The organism is Natrinema zhouii, assembly GCF_013456555.2.
Lineage (GTDB): Archaea > Halobacteriota > Halobacteria > Halobacteriales > Natrialbaceae > Natrinema > Natrinema zhouii.
Genome location: NZ_CP059154.1, coordinates 1963537 through 1979691, shown reverse-complemented (window position 1 = coordinate 1979691; position 16155 = coordinate 1963537). Strand labels below are relative to the sequence as shown.

13 protein-coding genes are annotated in these 16155 nt (G+C 65.0%); 5 read left to right on the top strand and 8 right to left on the bottom strand.

The window, feature by feature from the left end:
• Window positions 1–284: 284 nt before the first annotated feature.
• The 4 genes from ligA to HYG81_RS28470 all read right to left on the bottom strand — a co-directional run bounded on the left by ligA (window position 285) and on the right by HYG81_RS28470 (window position 4698).
• A complete protein-coding gene (gene ligA, locus HYG81_RS28485) occupies window positions 285–2369 on the bottom strand; it encodes an NAD-dependent DNA ligase LigA (protein WP_180839485.1) in 2085 nt (694 codons plus the stop codon).
• 93 nt (window positions 2370–2462) lie between these two features.
• Window positions 2463–2837, bottom strand: a complete 375-nt coding sequence (locus HYG81_RS28480; protein WP_180839484.1) for a 2Fe-2S iron-sulfur cluster-binding protein — start codon at window positions 2835–2837, stop codon at window positions 2463–2465.
• A 29-nt stretch (window positions 2838–2866) separates the two neighbouring features.
• Window positions 2867–4264 carry a selenium-binding protein SBP56-related protein gene (locus tag HYG81_RS28475; RefSeq protein WP_180839483.1) on the bottom strand — a complete coding sequence of 466 codons (1398 nt, stop codon included), beginning with the start codon at window positions 4262–4264 and terminating at the stop codon, window positions 2867–2869.
• Between the two features lie 56 nt (window positions 4265–4320).
• Window positions 4321–4698, bottom strand: a complete 378-nt coding sequence (locus HYG81_RS28470) for a 2Fe-2S iron-sulfur cluster-binding protein (protein WP_180839482.1) — start codon at window positions 4696–4698, stop codon at window positions 4321–4323.
• A 166-nt stretch (window positions 4699–4864) separates the two neighbouring features.
• On the opposite strand from HYG81_RS28470, the gene rio1 reads away from it, so the two are divergent.
• Entirely contained in the window at window positions 4865–5740 is an 876-nt protein-coding gene (rio1, locus tag HYG81_RS28465; protein ID WP_180839481.1) for a serine/threonine-protein kinase Rio1, read from the top strand.
• 108 nt (window positions 5741–5848) lie between these two features.
• On the opposite strand, the gene HYG81_RS28460 is transcribed toward rio1, so the two are convergent.
• The gene (locus tag HYG81_RS28460) at window positions 5849–6103 is read right to left on the bottom strand and encodes a DUF2061 domain-containing protein (RefSeq protein WP_180839480.1); all 255 of its coding nucleotides are present in this window, start codon (window positions 6101–6103) and stop codon (window positions 5849–5851) included.
• 202 nt (window positions 6104–6305) lie between these two features.
• On the opposite strand from HYG81_RS28460, the gene HYG81_RS28455 reads away from it, so the two are divergent.
• The 4 genes from HYG81_RS28455 (at window position 6306) to HYG81_RS28440 (ending at window position 10838) form a co-directional block, all read left to right on the top strand.
• Window positions 6306–6809 carry a YfcE family phosphodiesterase gene (locus HYG81_RS28455; RefSeq protein WP_180839479.1) on the top strand — a complete coding sequence of 168 codons (504 nt, stop codon included), beginning with the start codon at window positions 6306–6308 and terminating at the stop codon, window positions 6807–6809.
• Between the two features lie 114 nt (window positions 6810–6923).
• Entirely contained in the window at window positions 6924–7481 is a 558-nt protein-coding gene (locus HYG81_RS28450; RefSeq protein ID WP_180839478.1) for a KH domain-containing protein, read from the top strand.
• Between the two features lie 321 nt (window positions 7482–7802).
• A complete protein-coding gene (gene thsA, locus HYG81_RS28445; protein ID WP_180843008.1) occupies window positions 7803–9464 on the top strand; it encodes a thermosome subunit alpha in 1662 nt (553 codons plus the stop codon).
• 381 nt (window positions 9465–9845) lie between these two features.
• Entirely contained in the window at window positions 9846–10838 is a 993-nt protein-coding gene (locus tag HYG81_RS28440; protein WP_180839477.1) for an ornithine cyclodeaminase family protein, read from the top strand.
• A 77-nt stretch (window positions 10839–10915) separates the two neighbouring features.
• Here HYG81_RS28440 and HYG81_RS28435 read toward each other — a convergent pair whose 3' ends face one another.
• The 3 genes from HYG81_RS28435 to leuS all read right to left on the bottom strand — a co-directional run bounded on the left by HYG81_RS28435 (window position 10916) and on the right by leuS (window position 16085).
• A complete protein-coding gene (locus tag HYG81_RS28435) occupies window positions 10916–12355 on the bottom strand; it encodes a sugar porter family MFS transporter (RefSeq protein ID WP_180839476.1) in 1440 nt (479 codons plus the stop codon).
• 181 nt (window positions 12356–12536) lie between these two features.
• Window positions 12537–13295 carry a YqjF family protein gene (locus HYG81_RS28430; protein WP_180839475.1) on the bottom strand — a complete coding sequence of 253 codons (759 nt, stop codon included), beginning with the start codon at window positions 13293–13295 and terminating at the stop codon, window positions 12537–12539.
• 132 nt (window positions 13296–13427) lie between these two features.
• Complete coding sequence (gene leuS / locus HYG81_RS28425) at window positions 13428–16085, bottom strand: leucine--tRNA ligase (protein WP_180839474.1); 2658 nt, start codon at window positions 16083–16085, stop codon at window positions 13428–13430.
• Between the last annotated feature and the right edge of the window lie 70 nt (window positions 16086–16155).

Here is a 16155-nt window from a genome sequence, read left to right as displayed (position 1 = left end):
TTCCCAGCCGATTTCTCCTCACGGGTGCTTCGCACCTGTTCGGATGGTTCGCGGGATCTCCGGTCCCGCGCTAACGCTCGGTCATTCTTCCCTCGCTCATCCAACGGAAGACGCTCTGCGTCTTCCGAGCCGTTCGCTCGTTCCACTCGCGAAGACCTCTCACGAGTTCGAAGTGCGGTTCGTCGTCGACTCACCGCACTATAGCGCGCCACCGCATGGGGATAGTCAATCTGGAAACGGACGGAGAGTGAGTGTCTCGGGAGTACTTGACCTGTCTCGAGCGACTACCCGAGGTCGATCCCTTCGTCCTCGAGCAGCGTCCAGAATTCGGATTCGTCGAGGATCGGCACGTCTTCGTCTCGGGCGTCCTCTTGCTTCGTCGCGCCCGGATTGTCGCCGGCGACGAGGTAGTCCGTATTGCCAGAGACGCTTCCCGTCGCGTTCGCGCCGTGGGTCTCGACGAGTTCCCGCGCGTCGCCTCTGGTCATCTCCTCGAGCGAGCCCGTGAAGACGAAGGTCAGTCCCGCGAGTTCGTCGCCGCCGGTGTCGATGTCGACTTCCTGCGGGGAGACGTGCTCGAGCACGCTATCGACGACGGCGGCGTTCGCCTCGCTCACGAAGAACTCGTGGATCGTCTCGGCGACGGTGTCACCGACGTCGTCGACGCCCTCGAGTCGCTCGGGCTCGGTTTCGGCGGCCTCGCGGAACGCGTCGAAGGTGCCGAACTCGCGGGCGAGTTCGCGGGCCGTCGTCGGACCGACGAGGGGGATGCCGAGCGCGGAGATGAAGTCGGAAAGCGGCGGCTCGCGACTGCCCTCAATCTCCTTGAGGAGGTTCTCGGCGCTGGTCCCGCCCCAGCCCTCGAGCGCCAACAGTTCGTCCTGCTCGAGTTCGTAGAGGTCCGCAACGGACTCGAGGAGGTCGGCATCGACCAGTTGGCGGACGCTCTTCTCGCCTAGTCCCTCGAGGTCAAGGCCGTCGTCGCTCGCGTAGTACTCGATCGAGCGCCGGAGTTGGGCGTCACAGCCCAGCCCGCCGGTACAGAAGGCGATCGGGCCGTCGCGCTCGACGGGGCTGCCACAGACGGGGCACGCGTCGAGCATCTCGTAGTGTCCCTCGCTCCCTTTTTTGACGACCTCCTCGACGTAGGGGATCACGTCGCCCGCGCGCTGGACGCGGACCGTGTCCCCGACGTTGACGTTCTTCTCGGCGATCTCCTCGGGGTTGTGCAGGCTCGCCCGCGACACCGTCACGCCGCCGACGTCGACCGGCTCGAGCAAGGCGACGGGCGTCAGTCGGCCCGTCCGACCGACCTGGAGCGCGACGTCGACGATCGGCGTCACCTCCGCGCGGGCGGGGAACTTGTAGGCGAAGGCCCAGCGGTCGTGGCGCGCCGTCTGTCCGAGTTCCTCGCGGGCGTCTCGATCGTCGACCTTGATCACGACGCCGTCGATCTCGTAGCCCAGGTCGTCGCGGGCCTCGAGCATGCGGTCGCGGTACTCGATCGCGTCCTCGATGTCGTCCACCACCTCCACGCGGTCGTTCACCCGCAGACCGAACTCGGGGAAGCGCTCGAGTTCGTCCCGGTGGGTGTCCTCGAGTTCGCTGGCAGCGAGCACGTCGAAGTAGAAGACCGCGAGCGGGCGCTCGGCGACGATCGCGGGATCGAGTTGGCGGATGGTTCCAGCGGTAGCGTTGCGCGGATTGGCGAAGGGCTCCTCGCCGCGCTCGATACGCTCGCGGTTGTGCGCCTGAAAGGCGTCTTTGGGCATGTAGACCTCGCCGCGCACCGCGAGGAACTCGGGGTGGTCGCCGTGGAGTTGCTGTGGCACGGAGCCGATCGTACGCGCGTTGCGCGTGACGTCGTCCCCTTCGCGGCCGTCGCCGCGAGTCACGGCGCGCTCGAGGCTGCCCGCTTCGTAGACGAACTCCATGGAGACGCCGTCGAACTTGGGCTCGCAGACGTATTCGACGTCTCCGACCTCCCGCTGTACGCGATTGCCAAAGTCCCGCACGTCCTCGACCTCGCCGCTCTGGTCGATCGAGAGCATCGGTTCGACGTGTTCGACCGTCTCGAACTCCTCCATCGGTTCGCCGCCGACGCTTCGGGTGGGGCTGTCGGGATGAGAGAGATCGAATTCCTCCTCGAGGTCGCGCAGTCGGGCGAAGAGCGCGTCGTAGGTCCGATCGGCGATCAGCGGCTCGCTCTCGACGTAGTACCGGCGGTCGTGCTCGCGAATGGCCTCCCTGAGCAGTTCGACCTGCTCGCGCGCCTCGACCTCCGAGAGGTCCTCGAGCGGGGCGAAGTCCGTCGGCGGCTCTCGGAGATACGGGTTGTCTTCGTCCGCGTCCTCGTCGGCGACTGGCATTCTTGCTCGAGGGTTGCCGCTCGCACCCGTTAACGTTACTGACCGCGGCGCGGCCGATCCGTTTCGAGCCGACTCGAGTCGGGCCGTCACCCACTATTTCCACGGGTTGTCCACCAGTTCGCTGTGGACGCTCGAGCCGACCGCAATTCGACAGTCAGTCCGCGGTGCGGCGATACACAACAGTACGTAGCCGTCCGCTCGGTGTCGATCCTTCAGGGCTCGAGGCGGACGGCGATACGCGAACGCGGCGTCGACGTCGGATCCTCCCGTCTCGCCGTCGTCTCCGGGTTTCGTCCCGTCGATTTCGAGTAGCCGTCCCGTACAGGTTCCGCAGGCACCGGTACGACAGCCGTACGGAAGCGCGATGTCGGCTCGCTCGGCCCCTCTGAGGACCGTCTCGTCTTCGCGAACTTCGACGGTCCGCGTCCGACCGTCGGGCCACTCGAGGGTCACGTCGTGGCTCGTCATCCGCTCAGTCGAAACCGGTCCGCGGCCGCTCACTGCCAGACGTCGCTCGTGCAGTCGCCGTCGGGCCACCGGATCTCGTGGGCGCGGGCCGGTCCCTCCGAGCACTCGCCCCAGTCGACGAGGAAGTCCTCGTCGAGTTCGAGGGTGCCGTTTCTGGGGTCGACGTCGGCTTTCAGCATCACCGATCCGCGCTCGGCCTCCTCGGGGTAGAACTGGTCGTCCCACGAGGAGAACAGCGAGGTGGTCCAGTAGAGCCGTTCGCCGTCGAGCGAGAGCTGAACCATCTGCGGGCCGGCGGCCAGCTCGCGGCCCTGGACCTCCTGCACCTCGCCGAAGGTGCCGCCGACCGAGAGCGAGTCGGCCCGCCGCGGGTTCGACGGGTCCGAGATGTCGTACATCCAGACCTCGCCGTGGAGCCAGTTCGAACCGAACAGGTACCGATCGTCCATCGAGATCAGGATGTCCGTCGGCAGCGCGGGGACCGGCATGTCCCAGTCGTCGTGCTCCCGGCTCTCGAAGTCGATCACCTTCTCGGCGCGGTATTCTTCGCTCTCTTCGTCCCGCCAGAAGTGGAAGACGTTCGACGAGAGCGCCGCCCCCACGAACCCGTGGGTCGATTCGGGAGTGTGGAGGAAGCGAACCTCGAGGGGAATCAGTCCCTCCTCGCCGAGATCGATCGTCTGCTCGACGGTGCCCGCCTCCCAGTCCCAGAAGTGGAGCCGCTGGCCGTAGTTCCCTTCCTCGACGTCCTCGAGGTCGAATCCGGGGTAGTACGTTTTGGGAGCGGCCCACTCGCTCGAGACCATCACGTTCTGGCGGGGCTGGTACCAGTAGTCGTAGTTCATCTCGATCTCGCCCGGCGGCTCCCACCGCCCTTCGATCTCGAAGTCCTCGTTCAACTCGAGGAAGCCGCCCGGAAGCTCGCCGTCGGCGTCGCCGAGCATGCTGATCAGGATCTCTCCGTCCGGGATGCAGTGGACGGTGTGCGGTGCCGAGAGGTCGTATTCGAAGACCTCCTCGGGTTCGATCACCGTCTCGAGTTCGGGATTCCGCCGGTCTTGCGCGTCGATCACGTGGATCCGCGAGGAGCGCTGGCCGGGGACGATCAGGTGTCGCCGCTCGAGGCCGTCCATGTGACACGATGACGAACAGGCGTTCCACCCGAAGTGGTGGAGTTCGTCGCCGCGATTCGGCAGTTCGATGCGGTCGACGATGTCGCAGTACGTGTCCGAGTCGGGATCGAGGTCAACGACCGAGACGAAGTCCGGCGCGTCGACATCGGTGCCGACGTAGAGGCTCATCACGTAGGCCAACCGTTCCCGCTCGCCCTCTTCGATGGCGGCCTGGGGCGTCGCGTAGCCGGGTCCCTCGTGGTGGTCGTGATCATGGTCCGGTTCGACGTCGCTTGGCGTGCTAGCATCACTCATAGGTGTTCCGACCATGAACAAGTAGATAAATCTGGTCGGGGTGACGGGAGCGGGAGCTACGCCCAGGGACTGTCGCCGACTTCCGCACGGACTCGCGGACCGACCTCGATTCGGCAGTTCGCTCGCGGGTGTGCGATACAGAGCAAGACGTAGCCGTCCGCTCGTTCGTCGTCGGTCAGCGCCTGCGGCGGCCGCCGATAGGTGAACGCCGCTGCGGCGTCGAGCGGCTGGTCCGTCCCGCCTTCGCCGGACTCGTCGTCATCCTCGAGCGCGAGCAGTCGCCCGACACAGGTGATGCAGGTCCCGCTCCGGCAGTCGGAGGGCAGTCTGACGCCGGCCCGCTGGGCCGCTTCGAGTACCGTTTCGTCGTCGCTGACCCCGATCGTCCGGGTCGGTCCACTGGTCCGCTCGAGCGTCACGTCGTAGTCCGTCATCGGTGGCCCTCGACTGTCGGACGCCGTTCGGTCGTTCGACTCATAACCGGTGCTACGACGGGCAGTCGGAAAAGGGGGACGCGAGTGTTTGCCCGGCAGCCACCGGATCGAGTCCGGCCGATCGATACCCAGTATTTACCCGCACCCGACCCGTAGGTCCGGATAGATGGAACAGGGAACGGAGTTCGGACTGGTCGACCTCGAGGACGTCGAGAGCCCAGGCGACGAGTGGGAGGAGATCGACGTCTCGGAGACCGACGCCGATCGCATCGCCCGCAAGCGCGACCGGAAGTTCGAGCAGTTCGAGGAGCGGATCAAAGACGCCGACCAGTTCAAGGTCGAGCAGTCGGTGTTCGACGACGCGACGCTGGCGGCGCTCTACAAACTCGTCCAGGACGGCTACGTCGATGCGTTCGGCGGCCCGCTCTCGACTGGTAAAGAGGCCAACGTCTACCTCGCGCAGGCCGACGACCGCGAGGTCGCGGTCAAGATCTACCGGATCAACGCCTCGAACTTCACGCAGATGCGCGACTACCTCGAGGGCGACCCCAGATTCGAGGGGCTCGGCGGCAAGAAGAAAGACGTCGTCCTCGCGTGGACCAAGAAGGAACTGGCGAACCTCCGACGAGCGCAGGCGGCCGGGGTGCGAGTTCCGGAACCGATCGCCACCGAGCGCAACGTACTGGTGATGGAGTACATCGGCACCGCGGACGACCGCGCGAAGCGCCTCGGCGAGGTCCAGATCGAGAATCCCCAGACGGCCTACGAGGTCATGCGCGAGTACATGCGCCGACTCTACTCGGCCGGGTTGATCCACGGTGACCTCAGCGAGTACAACGTCGTCTTCGACGAGAGCGAGGGCCAGCTGGTGGTCATCGACCTCGGACAGGCCGTCACTGTCCACCACCCCAACAGCCGCGAGTTCCTCGAGCGTGACTGCCGGAACGTGGCCTCGTTTTTCTCCCGACAGGGACTCGAGGTGGCCGAGGACGACCTGTTCGAGTTCGTCACGAATCCGGAGCCGGATCCGTCTCGAGGCTAGCGGGAACGACGGCCAGATGAACAGGACGACGGTCAGACGGACAGGACGACGGCCAGATGAACAGGACGACGGTCAGACGAACAGGACGACAGTCAGGCAAATTCTCCGTTATATCGCGTCCGCTTCTGCGTCCGAGATGCCCCACGTCACTCGATCCCAGGCTCGCTCGTAGACGTAGTACGTGACCGTCTTCAGGACGTTCGCGGCGAGGCCGATACTCAGTGCATCGCCGATATTGTCGGTTACGACGAACGCGATAGTCACAGTGATCGCGAGCATGAACACGCGATAGAGCATCGTCTTGACGATCGCTCGCGCCCGGGCCTGATGCGGGTACCGAGTGAGGAGGCTCCTAACTGGCATGCTCTAGCACATGACGAACAGTTATTAATCATTTACGGGTTCATCAACGCTGGAATGTAACCTACTATGGTTTCCCCACTGCTCGATGGCTCGTGACCGGCAGGTGATATCGCCGCTCGAGGAGTGAAGGCTCGTGTGACAGGAGCCGGCTCGAATCGGCAGTCCCCGAACGCATTAGTGGGTCGGCCTCGCGAAAACGCGTATGAATATCGGTATCATCTCGGATACGCACGACAACGCCGAGGCGACCGAACGCGCGACTGAAATCTTCGCGGCGGAGGGCGTCGACATCGTCATCCACTGCGGGGACTTCGTCGCCCCGCTGATGGTCCCCTATTTCGACGAGTTCGAACTGCACGGCGTCCTCGGAAACAACGACGGTGACGTCGCCAACCTCCGGGCCGCCTTCGACTCGCTCGGCGGCGAGAGCCAGCTACACGGTCGATTTGCGGACCTCGAGTTCGACGGCCTCTCCCTCGCCGTGCTCCACGGCGAGAGTCTCGCGGAGGTCGAGGCGGTCGCGGCCGGCGAGACGTACGATTTCGTCTGTTACGGCCATCATCACGAACGCGAACACTCGGAGGAAGGGCAAACGACGATACTCAATCCCGGGGCGCACTTCCTGCCGAACTCCGATGAGGACCGGACCGTCGCGATCGTCGACACGCGCTCGGAGTCGGTGCGATTCCGATCGGTGCTCGAGTAGATTCGGCTTCGGTCGGGTACGTTGATCTCGGCCGGGATCACGTGCGTGGGTGCCACGACCCACCCAGTACTCGCGGACCAAGGTCTTAACCTCACCCAGCCAGTAGCGAACCCTATGCAGCACGTGAAGATTCCGCAGGACCGCATCGGCGTTCTCATCGGTGAAGGAGGCGAGACGATGCGCGAGATCGAGGCGGAAGCGGAAGTGCGACTCGACATCGACTCGGAGAACGGCTCCGTCGCCGTCGAAACCGTCGGCGATCCCGTACTCGGCCTCAAAGGTCCCGAGATCGTTCGCGCGATCGGCCGCGGATTCGCACCCGAAGACGCCCTTCGATTGCTCGAGGACGACATGATGTTGTTCGACGTCGTCGACATCGACGCCGCCTCGCGCAACAAGACCGACATGAAACGCAAGAAGGGCCGGCTCATCGGCGAGAGCGGCCGGACCCGTGAACTGATGGAGGAGCTGACCGGCGCCGACGTCGTCATCTACGGCTCGACGCTCGGCATCATTGGCGGCCCACAGGCAGTCGACGTGGTCCGCAGCGCCGCCGAGATGCTCCTCGACGGGGCACCCCACGGCGCGGTCTACTCCTTCCTCGAGGAGAAGCACAACGAGATGAAGCACAAGGGGATGGAATACCACCGGTTCCCCGGCGGTCAGTCCTGAACGGACACTTGGGGCACTCACGCGATTTTCGTCCGTTCTGTCGACGCATCGGTAGTCGGCTGCTTCGTTGATGCATCTACATACGCGACCTATCAGATGATCGACTGAATTCGTTTTCCCGCGCCCGTTCGAACCCCGCCGAAATCACTGGCGACGCGCAGCCATTCGACGATTCTCACGTAGTGCGACCATATATACCCGAACGTCCATCGGATCGTAAACGCCAGACAGGGGCCACCTCGAGCGCTCTCCTCCATTTGATAGAGTAAGGCTTATATAGAATCACAAACAATCACTCGAGTGACTATGGCTCAACAGCAGATGGGCAATCAGCCCCTTATCGTACTCTCGGAGGACAGTCAGCGAACCTCCGGAGAGGACGCGCAGTCGATGAACGTACAGGCCGGGAAGGCCGTCGCCGAGTCCGTTCGGACGACGCTCGGCCCGAAGGGGATGGACAAGATGCTCGTCGACTCCTCGGGCAACGTCATCGTCACCAACGACGGTGTCACGCTGCTCTCGGAGATGGAGATCGACCACCCCGCGGCCGACATGATCGTCGAAGTCGCCGAAACCCAGGAAGAGGAAGTCGGTGACGGCACCACCAGCGCCGTCGTCATCGCCGGCGAACTCCTCAGCCAGGCCGAGGACCTCCTCGACCAGGACATCCACGCGACCACCCTCGCCCAGGGGTACCGAGAGGCCGCCGAGGAAGCCACCGCGGCCCTCGAGGAGATCGCCATCGACGTCGACGAGGACGACACGGAGGTTCTCGAGCAGATCGCCGCGACGGCGATGACCGGCAAGGGCGCGGAGAACGCCAAGGACCTGCTCTCGCGACTCGTCGTCGAGGCCGTCCGCGCAGTCGCGGACGACGACGGCGTCGACACGGACAACATCAAAGTCGAGAAGGTCGTCGGCGGCTCCGTCGAGAACTCCGAACTCGTCGAAGGCGTCATCGTCGATAAGGAACGCGTCTCCGACAACATGCCGTACTTCGCCGAGGACGCCGACGTCGCGATCGTCAACGGCGACCTCGAGATCAAGGAGACCGAGATCGACGCCGAAGTCAACGTCACCGATCCCGACCAGCTCGAGCAGTTCCTCGAGCAGGAAGAGGCCCAGCTGCGCGAGATGGCCGAACAGATCGCCGACGTCGGCGCTGACGTCGTCTTCGTCGACGGCGGCATCGACGACATGGCCCAGCACTACCTCGCACAGGAGGGCATCATCGCCGTCCGCCGCGTCAAGTCCAGCGACCAGTCCCAGCTCGCTCGCGCGACCGGCGCGACCCCCGTCTCGAGCGTCGACGATCTGAGCGAGGGCGACCTCGGCCTCGCCGGCAGCGTCGCGCAGAAGGAGATCGCTGGCGATCAGCGCATCTTCGTCGAGGACGTCGAGGACGCCAACGCTGTCACCCTGATCCTCCGCGGTGGCACCGAGCACGTCATCGACGAGATCGACCGCGCAATCGAGGACTCGCTGGGCGTCGTTCGCACGACCGTCGAGGACGGCAAGGTGCTCGCCGGCGGCGGCGCACCCGAAATCGACGTCTCGCTCTCGCTGCGCGACTACGCTGACTCCGTCGGCGGCCGCGAACAGCTGGCAGTCGAGGCCTTCGCCGACGCGCTCGAGGTCATCCCGCGCACGCTGGCCGAGAACGCTGGACTCGACCCCATCGACTCCCTCGTGGAGCTGCGCAGTGCCCACGACGGCGGCGACACGGGTGCCGGGCTCGACGCCTACACCGGCGACACCATCGACATGGACGCCGAGGGCGTCTACGAGCCGCTTCGCGTGAAGACGCAGGCGATCGAGTCCGCCACCGAGGCGGCCGTCATGCTGCTTCGCATCGACGACGTCATCGCCGCGGGCGACCTCGCGGTCTCCCACGACGACGACGAGGAAGAGATGCCACCGGGCGGCGGTGGCATGGGCGGCGGCATGGGCGGTATGGGCGGCGGCATGGGCGGCATGATGTAGGAACGAAATTTTGCTCTGTCGTTCGAGAGAGCTTCGCTCTCTCGTGATGACGAAAGGCGCTTCGCGCCTTTCGAACCACGGGCCGCTTCGCGGCCCTCGGCAAAATTTCGATCAAAAGCACCCCTCCCTCCGTTCCGAGCGCTTCGCGCTCGTCACATCGGTCGTCGGCCCGCTCGGGCCTTCGGCCCTCGCGGTGAGAACGGGGGACACTACCGCTCGGCCCATCCGCTCGAGTCGGCCCATTTTCTCGCTTTGGTCGTCGCTCCCATTCCTACTCGAGCGTCGCAGTCCACTTTCTGCAGTCCAGATCGATCCCGATCGTTCCGCATCCGGTTCGTCGTTTCACGACGAATTAAGTGAACTCCCGCAATATTCACCACTATGAACACGCTTCTCCTGGACAGCGACGACGTCGACGAGCACGCGCGACTCGCCGACGTCATCGACGCGGTCGAGCAGGCGTTCGCGGCCTTCGAGCGCGGGACGACACAGATGCCTGCCAAGTCCTACATCGACCTTCCAGAGTACAACGGCGACTTCCGGTCGATGCCCGCCTACCTCGATACGGGCGAGTGGGACGCGGCCGGACTGAAATGGGTCAACGTCCACCCGGACAACCCAGAGGACCACGACCTGCCGACGGTGCTGGGGACGATGATCTACTCCGATCCCGAGACCGCCTTCCCGCTGGCGATCATGGACGGGACGACGCTCACCATGAAACGCACGGGCGCTGCGGCAGCGGTCGCGACCGATTATCTGGCCGTCGAGGACGCCTCGAGCCTTGGCCTCGTCGGGGCCGGCGTCCAGTCGTACACGCAACTCGAGGCGATCAGCGAGGTCCGTCCGATCGAGACGGTCGTCGTCTCGGATCCCGACGACGAGCGCGTCCAGCGGTTCGTCGAGACCTACGAGGATCGCTTCGACGTCCGTGGCGGCTCGATTTCGGAAGCGGGACGCTGTGACGTTCTCTCGACCGTGACGCCCGTCGAGGAGCCGATCGTGGGACTCGAGGACGTCGGTGAGAAAACTCATATCAACGCCATCGGGGCCGACGCCGAGGGGAAACACGAACTGGCAGACGACCTCCTGCAAGCAGCGCGGATCGTCATCGATGACCACGAGCAGTGCACTCACTCGGGCGAGATCAACGTCCCGTACGGCGAGGGGAGCCTGACCGATGCGGACATCCACGGCGAGATCGGCGAACTCGTCGTCGGGTCGAAGGCAGGCCGGACCGACGAGACGGGGATTACGGTCTTCGATTCGACCGGGCTCGCGATTCAGGACGTAGCGGCCGCGCGGGTGGTCTACGAGACCGCCCGCGAGACCGATGCCGGATACGAGTTCGGTATGATCAATACCGGTCAGTAAGAGGGCCGCTCGCCGGCCGTCGAACCGACGTGCCTCGAGCGGTTCGTTCACGATCGAAACAGCGTGCGTCTCGACCGTTAGTCGTCCGTCTCCGTTGCGCGGGGCTGCTCGCTGGCATCGCCTCCGAACGCCGTTTCGCGGAGGTCTGCCTCGATCGCCTCGAGCGACCGCCCCTTCGTCTCGGGGACGAGTCGATAACAGAAGCCCAGCGCGAGCAAGGAGAGCGCGCCGTATAGCCAGAACGTTCCCGTCTGACCGATGCCGTCGACCAGCCGGAGGAACGTCAGCGAGACGAGCAGGTTGCCGGCCCAGTTGACGACGGTAACGACGCCCATCGCCGTGCCGCGGACCTCCATCGGGTAGATCTCGGAGATCATCAGCCAGAAGACCGGGCCGAGCCCGATCGCGAAGAAGGCGACGTACAGCATCAGGCTCCCGGTCGCGATCCAGCCGATCGCGCCCGAGAGGCCGGGCAAGTAGAACGCGATCCCGAGGACGGCGAGCATGACGGTCATCCCGCCCAGCCCCGTGAGCAAGAGCGGTCGGCGGCCGGTGCGATCGATCAACAGCACCGCGACGACGGTCATGACGACGTTGACGACGCCGATACCGACGGTTGCGAGGATAGAGGCGGTGTCCGCGAAGCCGGTCGATTCGAGGATCGTCGGCGCATAGTACATGACCGTATTGATGCCGGTGACCTGCTGGAACACCGCCAGCCCGACACCGACGATCAACATTGGCCGCACCCACGGTTCGAACAGGTCACGGAGCGTTCCGGACTCGGTTCGGACCGTCTCTTCGATCTCGCGGAGTTCGTCCTCGACCTGACTCTCGATGCGGGTACTGGCGAGTACCCTGCGAGCGTCGCTCTCCCGACCGTGCTCGTAGAGCCAGCGAGGACTCTCGGGCATGAACAGCATCCCGACGAACAGGACTGCGGCGGGGACCATGCCGAGGCCGAGCATCCAGCGCCACTCGCCGCCGCTGGCGAACGCGAAGTTAACGAGGTACGCGATGAGGATGCCGCTGGTGATCGTCAGCTGATTCAGCGAGACCAGCGACCCGCGGATCTCCGGCGGTGAGATCTCCGAAATGTACAGCGGACCGACGACCGAGGCAAAGCCCACGCCGATCCCGTCGACGATTCGACCGACGATCAGTATCTCGACGGTCGGCGCGATCGCCATGATGAGCGATCCGACGAAGAAGACGACGGCACCGACGAGGATGAGGCGTCGTCGACCGAGCCGATCCGCGAGCCGACCGCCGAGCGCCGCACCGCCGATCGCGCCGATCATCGCCCCGCTGACGATGACCCCCTCGATCAACGAAGCATTTATCGAATACCCGAATACGGTCGCCAGTTCGAACGTATTTCGAATGTATAACATCGCGCCGGAGATGACGCCGGTATCGAACCCGAACAGTAACCCGTTGAGCGCGGCCAACGCCGCGACGATGTAGATAAACGAATTCCGTTCGTTGCCGGTCGCTCCTGTGCGTGTTGTTGACATTAGTATTATACAGGAATATTATTTCATATCGTAGTTAACAAATCTATCGATACGTGCTCCGATAGTGGTAGGGCAGCCGATGCGCTGCGCTGCGTGCCACACGGAGCACCATCGGCGTTCCGAAGGCCGATCGGCGGCTCCGAACCGAACTGAGTGCCAGGGCGTCCCCGCTGAGGCACGGTCAGGTTCTGAGCCGCCGCGGAATCGACCCCGTCATCGATAGCTCGTCGGCGTAGTGGACGATCGGGTCGCCGGTCGGGTTCGGCAGGCCGTTGGCCTCGAGCATCGTATTCTCGTGGATCGTCACGTCGGCGGGCTGGAGCGGCCACGGGTCGTGTGCGATCTCGCCGGCCAGAACGCCGCTCGCGGTCGGCGCGTAGAACCGCCGACGGGCGGTGAGCCAGTGCTCGAGCGTGTCCGGTTCGGCGGTCCGGACCTCGCCGTCGGGGCGGTAGGTCGCGGCGAAGCGGGTGGGTGTGTCACCGTCCGTCCGCCGCCGCTCGCTCGCGAAGGCTACGTGGTCTCCCTCGGTGGCCCCGACCCGCATGGTCGCGTCGTAGACGGGCAATCTCGTCGTTCGACCGATCGTCGTCGCGACCAGCGAACTGTCGAGATCGATGCTGAAGAAGAAGAGCCCGGGATCGCCCCGATAGCGGACGTAGGTCCGGACGTTGAGTTCGGGAAAGGCCAGCCGCGTGATCGACGGCGTCCCGCGGAGTCCCACGTTCGACAGCACGAACGGGAGCACGCTCAGCCAAGCGCGACCGTCCCGCGTCTCGAGGGTCAACGGATCGGGAACATGCGGTCGAAGCTCGTCCGGGTCGACCGGCCAGTGTGTGAACAGTCCGTCGCGCCAGGTCATCGAGGCGACATGCGGTGCGTTCGGCGATGCCCCATCTGCGAACGTCCATCGAAAGGGATCCGTCCGTTGTGCAGTCATCTTCAGAACCAACAGGTGCTGTCGATACCCTACGACGGACCGGCGTATAAAATGGCTAGTATGCTGTCAAATCCGATAGTGGTTCGATCGCCCCGCCCCTCGGACTCTCGGGAGGACTATCCAGCGAGTCCGTCAGTCGTCGATCTCGATCGCCGGTCGACCAGGTGCGGCGTTCGTGAGCACGTCGTCGTCGGCCTCGTCGGCACGGACGACGCGAACCGGCGCGTCGAACTCGCGTTCGATCAGCCACGCCGCGGACTCGAGGGCCGCGTGCTCCTCGTCGGGCGCGAGCGTCATCGACAGCGCCTCGCGCTCGGCCTGGAGGTCCTGGCCGTAGTCGGCCGCGGCGTCGCCCTGCTCGCGGATGTGCGACTCGCCCATGAGTTCGCCGATCAGGTTGTCGGCGTCGCTCTCGATCGCGATCTCGAGGGCGTCGTACTTCCAGTCGGGGGCGACGACGACATCGATCGCCTGCGGGTCCTCGATCCCCGCGACGTCGACGATGTCGCGGATGTCCTCGCGAGTGTTCGCGACCAGTCGGCGGCGCTTGGACACGTAGTCGCGGTCGACCTCGGCGGTCGGCCACTCGGCGTTCGCGACGAATCCGCTGCCCCCCAGCGTCTCGTACAATTCTTCGGCGATGTGCGGTGCGACCGGCGAGAGCAGTCGGACGACGGCCGACAGTCCGCGCTCGTAGGTCTCGGCGTGGGGTTCGGTGTAGTCTGCATACTGTCGGAGTGTCCGAACCAGATCCTGTGTTTCGCGCAGCGCCTTGTTGAACGTCAGGTCATCGTACTCGTCGCTGGCGATGGCGATCGTGGCGTCGATCTCCGCGTCGACGTAGCTGGCGATCGCGTCGTCGTCGCCCGTCGGTCCGTTCGCGGTGTAGTCTCTAACCATCCCCTGCAGTCGCTCGAGGAAGGCGTACGTCGACTGGACGCCCTCCTCGCTCCAGTCGAAGTCGCGTTCGGGCTGGGCGGCCTGCATCATGAACAGGCGCGCGGTGTCCGCGCCGTACTCCTCGACGATCCGCTGGGGCGAGACGACGTTCCCCTTCGACTTGGACATCTTCTCGCCCTCGAGCTGGACCATTCCCTGTGCGAGCAGGTTCGTGAAGGGCTCGCGGTGTTCGAGCCCTTCGTGGTCGGCGAGCACCTTCGTGAAAAAGCGCGAGTACAGCAGGTGCATCACGGCGTGCTCGATGCCGCCGACGTACTGGTCGACGGGCATCCAGTCGTTGGCCCGCTCGCGGTCGAAGGGCGCGTCCTCGAGGCCGGGGGAGACGTACCGCAGGAAGTACCACGAGGAGTCGACGAAGGTGTCCATCGTATCCGTCTCGCGGGTGGCGTCGCCGCCGCAGTCCGGACACGTCGTCCGCTTCCACTCCTCGGCGGCGTCCAGCGGGTTCCCGGTCGTGTTGATGAACTCCGGCAACTCGACGGGCAGGTCCTCCTCGGGGACCATGACGGGGCCACACTCGTCGCAGTGGATCACCGGAATCGGGGTGCCCCAGTAGCGCTGGCGGGATATCCCCCAGTCGCGCAGCTGGTACTGCGTGGCCTCCTCGGCGCTGTCGATCTCCTCGGTGAGTCGCTCGCGGGCCGCCTCGCTCTCGAGGCCCGAGTGCTCGCCGGAGTTGACGAGGACGCCGTCGTCGGTGTACGCTTCCTCGCTCACGTCGGGTGCATCGGGGACCGTTTCACCGTCCCAGTCGTCCGGTTCGGGGGCGATGACGGGCTCGATGTCGATGCCCATCTTCCGTGCGAACGCGTGGTCACGCTCGTCGTGACCCGGAACGGCCATCAGCGCGCCCGTCCCGACGTCCGAGAGGACGAAGTCGGCGACGTAGACGGGGATCTCCTCGCCGGTGACGGGGTTCGTCGCGGTCAGTCCCGTCTCGACCCCGTTGGGTTCGTCGCCCTCGGGATCGGCCTCGTGCTCGATGAACTCCCGGATCTCCTCGTTTTCGGCGGCCAGTTCCTCGCTGATCGGGTGATCCGGCGCGAGCGCGAAGAAGGTCGCTCCGTAGATGGTGTCGACGCGGGTGGTGAACGCCTCGACGGCACTGTGGTCGTCGATCTCGAACTCCAGTTCCGTCCCGTACTGCCGGCCGATCCAGTTGCGCTGCATCTGTCGCACCGAGTTCGGCCATCCCTCGAGGTCGTCGATCGCTTCCAGCAGCTCGTCCGCGTACTCGGTGATCTGCAGGAACCACTGCTCGAGTTCGCGCTGTTCGACGGGCGTATCACACCGCCAGCACAGCTCTTCTTCGCCCTCGACCTGCTCGTCAGCGAGGACGGTCTCGCAGTGGGGACACCAGTTGACCTCGGCGTCGCGTCGCTCGACCAGACCCTCCTCGTGGAACCGGGAAAACAGCCACTGGTTCCACTGGTAGTACTCCGGCGTGCAGGTGGCGATCTCGCGATCCCAGTCGTAGCCGAATCCCATCGACTTCATCTGGCCGGTCATCGTCTCGATGCAGTCGAACGTCCAGTCGCGGGGGTTCGTGTCGCGCTCTTTGGCCGCGTTCTCGGCGGGGAGACCGAACGCGTCCCACCCCATCGGGTGGAGGACGTTGTCGCCACGCATCCGGCGGTACCGGGCGTACGCGTCCGTAATCGTGTAGTTGCGGACGTGGCCCATGTGAAGTTTGCCCGACGGATACGGGTACATCCCGAGGACGTACGTCGGATCCTCGACGTCGTCGGACGTCCGGTAGACGTCCGCCTCGTCCCACGCCTCCTGCCAGCGCCGTTCGACCGTCGCGTGGTCGTATCCCGCGTCGCTCATTTGCTTATATACGTATGGGGAAGACGCCTCCCTATACCTTTCCATACCGTGGCCAGTCGGGCCGTCGAAC

Coding starts and splice junctions, on each gene's coding strand:
- rio1 (WP_180839481.1), top strand. CDS start 4,865: ATGGAACAGGGAACGGAGTTCGGACTGGTCGACCTCGAGGACGTCGAG.
- HYG81_RS28430 (WP_180839475.1), bottom strand. CDS start 13,295: ATGACTGCACAACGGACGGATCCCTTTCGATGGACGTTCGCAGATGGG.
- HYG81_RS28440 (WP_180839477.1), top strand. CDS start 9,846: ATGAACACGCTTCTCCTGGACAGCGACGACGTCGACGAGCACGCGCGA.
- HYG81_RS28475 (WP_180839483.1), bottom strand. CDS start 4,264: ATGAGTGATGCTAGCACGCCAAGCGACGTCGAACCGGACCATGATCAC.
- thsA (WP_180843008.1), top strand. CDS start 7,803: ATGGGCAATCAGCCCCTTATCGTACTCTCGGAGGACAGTCAGCGAACC.
- HYG81_RS28460 (WP_180839480.1), bottom strand. CDS start 6,103: ATGCCAGTTAGGAGCCTCCTCACTCGGTACCCGCATCAGGCCCGGGCG.
- HYG81_RS28435 (WP_180839476.1), bottom strand. CDS start 12,355: ATGTCAACAACACGCACAGGAGCGACCGGCAACGAACGGAATTCGTTT.
- HYG81_RS28455 (WP_180839479.1), top strand. CDS start 6,306: ATGAATATCGGTATCATCTCGGATACGCACGACAACGCCGAGGCGACC.
- ligA (WP_180839485.1), bottom strand. CDS start 2,369: ATGCCAGTCGCCGACGAGGACGCGGACGAAGACAACCCGTATCTCCGA.
- HYG81_RS28470 (WP_180839482.1), bottom strand. CDS start 4,698: ATGACGGACTACGACGTGACGCTCGAGCGGACCAGTGGACCGACCCGG.
- leuS (WP_180839474.1), bottom strand. CDS start 16,085: ATGAGCGACGCGGGATACGACCACGCGACGGTCGAACGGCGCTGGCAG.
- HYG81_RS28480 (WP_180839484.1), bottom strand. CDS start 2,837: ATGACGAGCCACGACGTGACCCTCGAGTGGCCCGACGGTCGGACGCGG.
- HYG81_RS28450 (WP_180839478.1), top strand. CDS start 6,924: ATGCAGCACGTGAAGATTCCGCAGGACCGCATCGGCGTTCTCATCGGT.